Origin of the sequence: Corynebacterium sp. CMW7794, from assembly GCF_001563605.1 — a bacterium.
Classification (GTDB): Bacteria; Actinomycetota; Actinomycetes; order Mycobacteriales; family Mycobacteriaceae; genus Corynebacterium; species Corynebacterium phoceense.
Genome location: NZ_KQ961707.1, coordinates 1 through 5,360, shown reverse-complemented (window position 1 = coordinate 5,360; position 5,360 = coordinate 1). Strand labels below are relative to the sequence as shown.

The following is a 5,360-nucleotide window of genomic DNA, read 5'->3' as shown; positions in this document are numbered from 1 at the left end:
TTTTGTGGAGAGTTTGATCCTGGCTCAGGACGAACGCTGGCGGCGTGCTTAACACATGCAAGTCGAACGGAAAGGCCTGCAGCTTGCTGCGGGTACTCGAGTGGCGAACGGGTGAGTAACACGTGGGTGATCTGCCCTCAACTTTGGGATAAGCCTGGGAAACTGGGTCTAATACCGGATATGACCTTTCTTTAGTGTGGAAGGTGGAAAGCTTTTGCGGTTGGGGATGAGCTCGCGGCCTATCAGCTTGTTGGTGGGGTAATGGCCTACCAAGGCGTCGACGGGTAGCCGGCCTGAGAGGGTGTACGGCCACATTGGGACTGAGATACGGCCCAGACTCCTACGGGAGGCAGCAGTGGGGAATATTGCACAATGGGCGGAAGCCTGATGCAGCGACGCCGCGTGGGGGATGAAGGCCTTCGGGTTGTAAACTCCTTTCGACAGGGACGAAGCTTTTTGTGACGGTACCTGTATAAGAAGCACCGGCTAACTACGTGCCAGCAGCCGCGGTAATACGTAGGGTGCGAGCGTTGTCCGGAATTACTGGGCGTAAAGAGCTCGTAGGTGGTTTGTCGCGTCGTCTGTGAAATTCCGGGGCTTAACTCCGGGCGTGCAGGCGATACGGGCTAACTTGAGTGCTGTAGGGGAGACTGGAATTCCTGGTGTAGCGGTGAAATGCGCAGATATCAGGAGGAACACCGATGGCGAAGGCAGGTCTCTGGGCAGTTACTGACGCTGAGGAGCGAAAGCATGGGTAGCGAACAGGATTAGATACCCTGGTAGTCCATGCCGTAAACGGTGGGCGCTAGGTGTGAGTCCCTTCCACGGGGTTCGTGCCGTAGCTAACGCATTAAGCGCCCCGCCTGGGGAGTACGGCCGCAAGGCTAAAACTCAAAGGAATTGACGGGGGCCCGCACAAGCGGCGGAGCATGTGGATTAATTCGATGCAACGCGAAGAACCTTACCTGGGCTTGACATATACAGGATTGCTGCAGAGATGTAGTTTCCCTTGTGGCTTGTATACAGGTGGTGCATGGTTGTCGTCAGCTCGTGTCGTGAGATGTTGGGTTAAGTCCCGCAACGAGCGCAACCCTTGTCTTATGTTGCCAGCACGTTATGGTGGGGACTCATGAGAGACTGCCGGGGTCAACTCGGAGGAAGGTGGGGATGACGTCAAATCATCATGCCCCTTATGTCCAGGGCTTCACACGTGCTACAATGGTCGGTACAATGCGCAGCGACACTGTGAGGTGGAGCGAATCGCTGAAAGCCGGTCTTAGTTCGGATTGGGGTCTGCAACTCGACCCCATGAAGTTGGAGTCGCTAGTAATCGCAGATCAGCAATGCTGCGGTGAATACGTTCCCGGGCCTTGTACACACCGCCCGTCACGTCATGAAAGTTGGTAACACCCGAAGCCAGTGGCTCAAACTCGTTAGGGAGCTGTCGAAGGTGGGATCGGCGATTGGGACGAAGTCGTAACAAGGTAGCCGTACCGGAAGGTGCGGCTGGATCACCTCCTTTCTAAGGAGCTTTATTTGGCCCACAGTTGTGGGTATACCGAAGGCATTGTTTTTATAGGCTTTGTTTCTTTGGTGGTTGGTTGAGTGCCCGTAGGTGGTGCTGCCAACAGTGTTTTTAATCGGGTGGAGACACACCACACGATAAACACGCAAAACATTGTGTGAAACGTTCAAGGACGAAAATAGTTGTGAGGTTCGTTGGTGCATTGTTGGGTGTCTGGGGCATTATCCCCTGGTGTAACCCAGCCGGTTTCAATAGGCAGTGTGAGCGTTTGCTTTGTTGTTTGTTGGTTGGTTGGGGTGTTGTGTGAGAACTGTATAGTGGACGCGAGCATCACACAGCAAACCGTTGGACTGCATTTTTGTGTGGTTGGTTTGTTGTGTTGTGTAATTTCTTTTGTTCTTTTGTGTTTTGTTGTTCACGCCGGCAACAGTTAGTTTCTTGCCTTTTTTGGTGGGGGTTGGTTGTTGTTGGTTGTGTGTTCGTTACTAAGGGCGCATGGTGGATGCCTTGGCATGCTGAGCCGATGAAGGACGTGTAAGGCTGCGTTAAGCCTCGGGGAGTTGTCAATTGAGCGTTGATCCGAGGATGTCCGAATGGGGAAACCTGGCCACCGTTATGGGTGGTTACCCTTCAGTGAATTCATAGCTGTTGTGGGGGTTACGCGGGGAAGTGAAACATCTCAGTACCCGTAGGAAGAGAAAATAATAATGATTCTGCTAGTAGTGGCGAACGAACGTGGATGAGGCTAAACCGTGTGCATGTGATACCTGGTAGGGGTTGTGTGTGCGGTGTTGTGGGCCCTAACAGGCAGTAGCTACCGATACTGTGCTTGGTTGTTGTTGATAGGTGAAGTGGTGTGGAAACGCCTACCGTAGAGGGTGATAGTCCCGTAATTGAAGTCTTCAATTTCTAAGTTGTTGGGTTGCCCGAGTAGCAGCGGGCTCGTGGAATCTGCTGTGAATCTGCCGGGACCATCCGGTAAGCCTAAATACTCAGTGTGACCGATAGTGGATGAGTACCGTGAGGGAATGGTGAAAAGTACCCCGGGAGGGGAGTGAAATAGTTCCTGAAACCATGTGCTTACAATCCGTCAGAGCACCTGTATGTGTGTGATGGCGTGCCTTTTGAAGAATGAGCCTGCGAGTCAGCGGCATGTCGCGAGGTTAACCCGTGTGGGGTAGCCGTAGGGAAACCGAATCCTAATGGGGTGATTTTTTTAGTGGCATGTCCTGGACCCGAAGCGGGGTGATCTACCCATGGCCAGTGTGAAGCAGCTGTAAGAGGTTGTGGAGGCGCGAACCCACGTAGGTTGAAAACTGCGGGGATGAGCTGTGGGTAGGGGTGAAAGGCCAATCAAACTCCGTGATAGCTGGTTCTCCCCGAAATGCATTTAGGTGCAGCGTCGCATTAGCTTGGTGGAGGTAGAGCTACTGGTTGGTTGAGCGGGACTACAATCTTAGCAATGTCAGCCAAACTCCGAATGCCATTAATGTGTTGTGCGGCAGTGAGACTGTGGGGGATAAGCTTCATAGTCGAGAGGGAAACAGCCCAGATCGCCGGTTAAGGCCCCTAAGGGTGTGCTAAGTGGAAAAGGATGTGGGATCGCGAAGACAGCCAGGAGGTTGGCTTAGAAGCAGCCATCCTTGAAAGAGTGCGTAATAGCTCACTGGTCGAGTGGTTTCGCGCCGACAATGTAGTGGGGCTCAAGCACACCGCCGAAGCCGCGGCAATACTTTTGTTATTGGGTAGGGGAGCGTCGTGCATGTTGTGAAGCGTTACCGTAAGGCGGCGTGGAGTATGTGCGAGTGAGAATGCAGGCATGAGTAACGAATTGGTAGGTGAGAATCCTACCCGCCGGATGACTAAGGGTTCCTGGGTCAAGTTCGTCTTCCCAGGGTGAGTCGGGACCTAAGGCGAGGCCGACAGGCGTAGTCGATGGATAACCAGTTGATATTCTGGTACCCGTATACATGCGCCCCTGATAAAGCACTGATACTAACCACCGCGGATACGACACGTAACTAACTTTGTTGGTTGGTGTTGTTGATGTCGTGGGGCCTGATGTGTGGTTCAAGCGATGGGGTGACACAGTGGGGTAGCCAAGCCGCTTAATGGATTGTTGGTGTAAGCGTGTAGCCGGAGGCATAGGTAAATCCGTGCCTTAATTGAAGGTGAGACGTGATGCGTAGCCCGATTGGGGTGAAGTTGGTGATCCCGTGCTGTCGAGAAAAGCCTCTAGCGATGTATGTATATGGCCCGTACCCTAAACCGACACAGGTAGTCAGGTTGAAAATACTAAGGCGTTCGGGTGAACTGTGGTTAAGGAACTCGGCAAAATGCCCCCGTAACTTCGGGAGAAGGGGGACCACATACCGTGACAAGTCCTTGCGGCTTGAAGCGGTGTGGGGTCGCAGAGAATAGAGGGAAGCGACTGTTTATCAAAAACACAGGTCCATGCGAAGACGTTAAGTTGATGTATATGGACTGACGCCTGCCCGGTGCTGGAAGGTTAAGAGGACCGGTTAGTACATCGTTGATGTGCGAAGCTGAGAATTTAAGCCCCAGTAAACGGCGGTGGTAACTATAACCATCCTAAGGTAGCGAAATTCCTTGTCGGGTAAGTTCCGACCTGCACGAATGGCGTAACGACTTCCCTGCTGTCTCAACCACAGGCCCGGTGAAATTGCACTACGAGTAAAGATGCTCGTTACGCGCGGCAGGACGAAAAGACCCCGGGACCTTCACTATAGCTTGGTATTGGTGTTTGGTTCGGTTTGTGTAGGATAGGTGGGAGACTTAGAAACTATCACGCCAGTGATGGTGGAGTCGTTGTTGAAATACCACTCTGATCGGATTGAGCACCTTAACCTTGGCCCATGATCTGGGTTGGGGACAGTGCCTGGTGGGTAGTTTAACTGGGGCGGTTGCCTCCCAAAATGTAACGGAGGCGCCCAAAGGTTCCCTCAGCCTGGTTGGCAATCAGGTGTTGAGTGTAAGTGCACAAGGGAGCTTGACTGTGAGAGTGACAGCTCAAACAGGGACGAAAGTCGGGACTAGTGATCCGGCACCTACTTATGGATGTGGTGTCGCTCAACGGATAAAAGGTACCCCGGGGATAACAGGCTGATCTTCCCCAAGAGTTCATATCGACGGGATGGTTTGGCACCTCGATGTCGGCTCGTCGCATCCTGGGGCTGGAGTAGGTCCCAAGGGTTGGGCTGTTCGCCCATTAAAGCGGCACGCGAGCTGGGTTCAGAACGTCGTGAGACAGTTCGGTCTCTATCCGCCGCGCGCGTTGAAACTTGAAGAAGGCTGTCCCTAGTACGAGAGGACCGGGACGGACGTACCTCTAGTGTGCCAGTTGTTCCGCCAGGAGCATCGCTGGTTGGCTACGTACGGAAGGGATAACCGCTGAAAGCATCTAAGCGGGAAGCCTGTTTTAAGATGAGGTTTCACTACAAGGCCCCCTAAAGACTATGGGGTTGATAGGCCAGACCTGGAAGCATTGCAAAATGTTAAGGCTACTGGTACTAATAGGCCAAAACAAACACACACCAAACCCAAAAAACGGTTTGGGTGCAACACAACGCAATGAAACAATGAAAAATTCCTGTTGCTCGCGTCCACTATGCAGTATCTGACACAACACCCGCCAGGTGAGTGCAACACACGTTGCATGCCCCGGATGTTTGTCGGTGGTTGATAGCGGCAGGGAAACGCCCGGTCCCATTCCGAACCCGGAAGCTAAGCCTGCCCGCGCTGATGGTACTGCACTCGGGAGGGTGTGGGAGAGTAAGTTACCGCCGACATAAAAACAACAAACAACAACTACATA

General features: G+C 52.9%; 3 rRNA genes. All 3 read left to right on the top strand.

Going from position 1 to position 5,360, the window contains the following annotated elements:
* The first annotated feature begins 1 nt into the window (after nucleotide 1).
* The 3 genes from HMPREF3227_RS00740 (at nucleotide 2) to rrf (ending at nucleotide 5,334) form a co-directional block, all read left to right on the top strand.
* A 16S ribosomal RNA gene (locus HMPREF3227_RS00740) occupies nucleotides 2-1,522 on the top strand.
* Nucleotides 1,523-2,000: 478 nt separating this feature from the next.
* A 23S ribosomal RNA gene (locus HMPREF3227_RS00735) occupies nucleotides 2,001-5,078 on the top strand.
* 138 nt (nucleotides 5,079-5,216) lie between these two features.
* Nucleotides 5,217-5,334 (top strand): 5S ribosomal RNA (gene rrf / locus HMPREF3227_RS00730).
* The 16S, 23S and 5S rRNA genes sit together here, the layout of an rRNA operon.
* Nucleotides 5,335-5,360 lie beyond the last annotated feature (26 nt).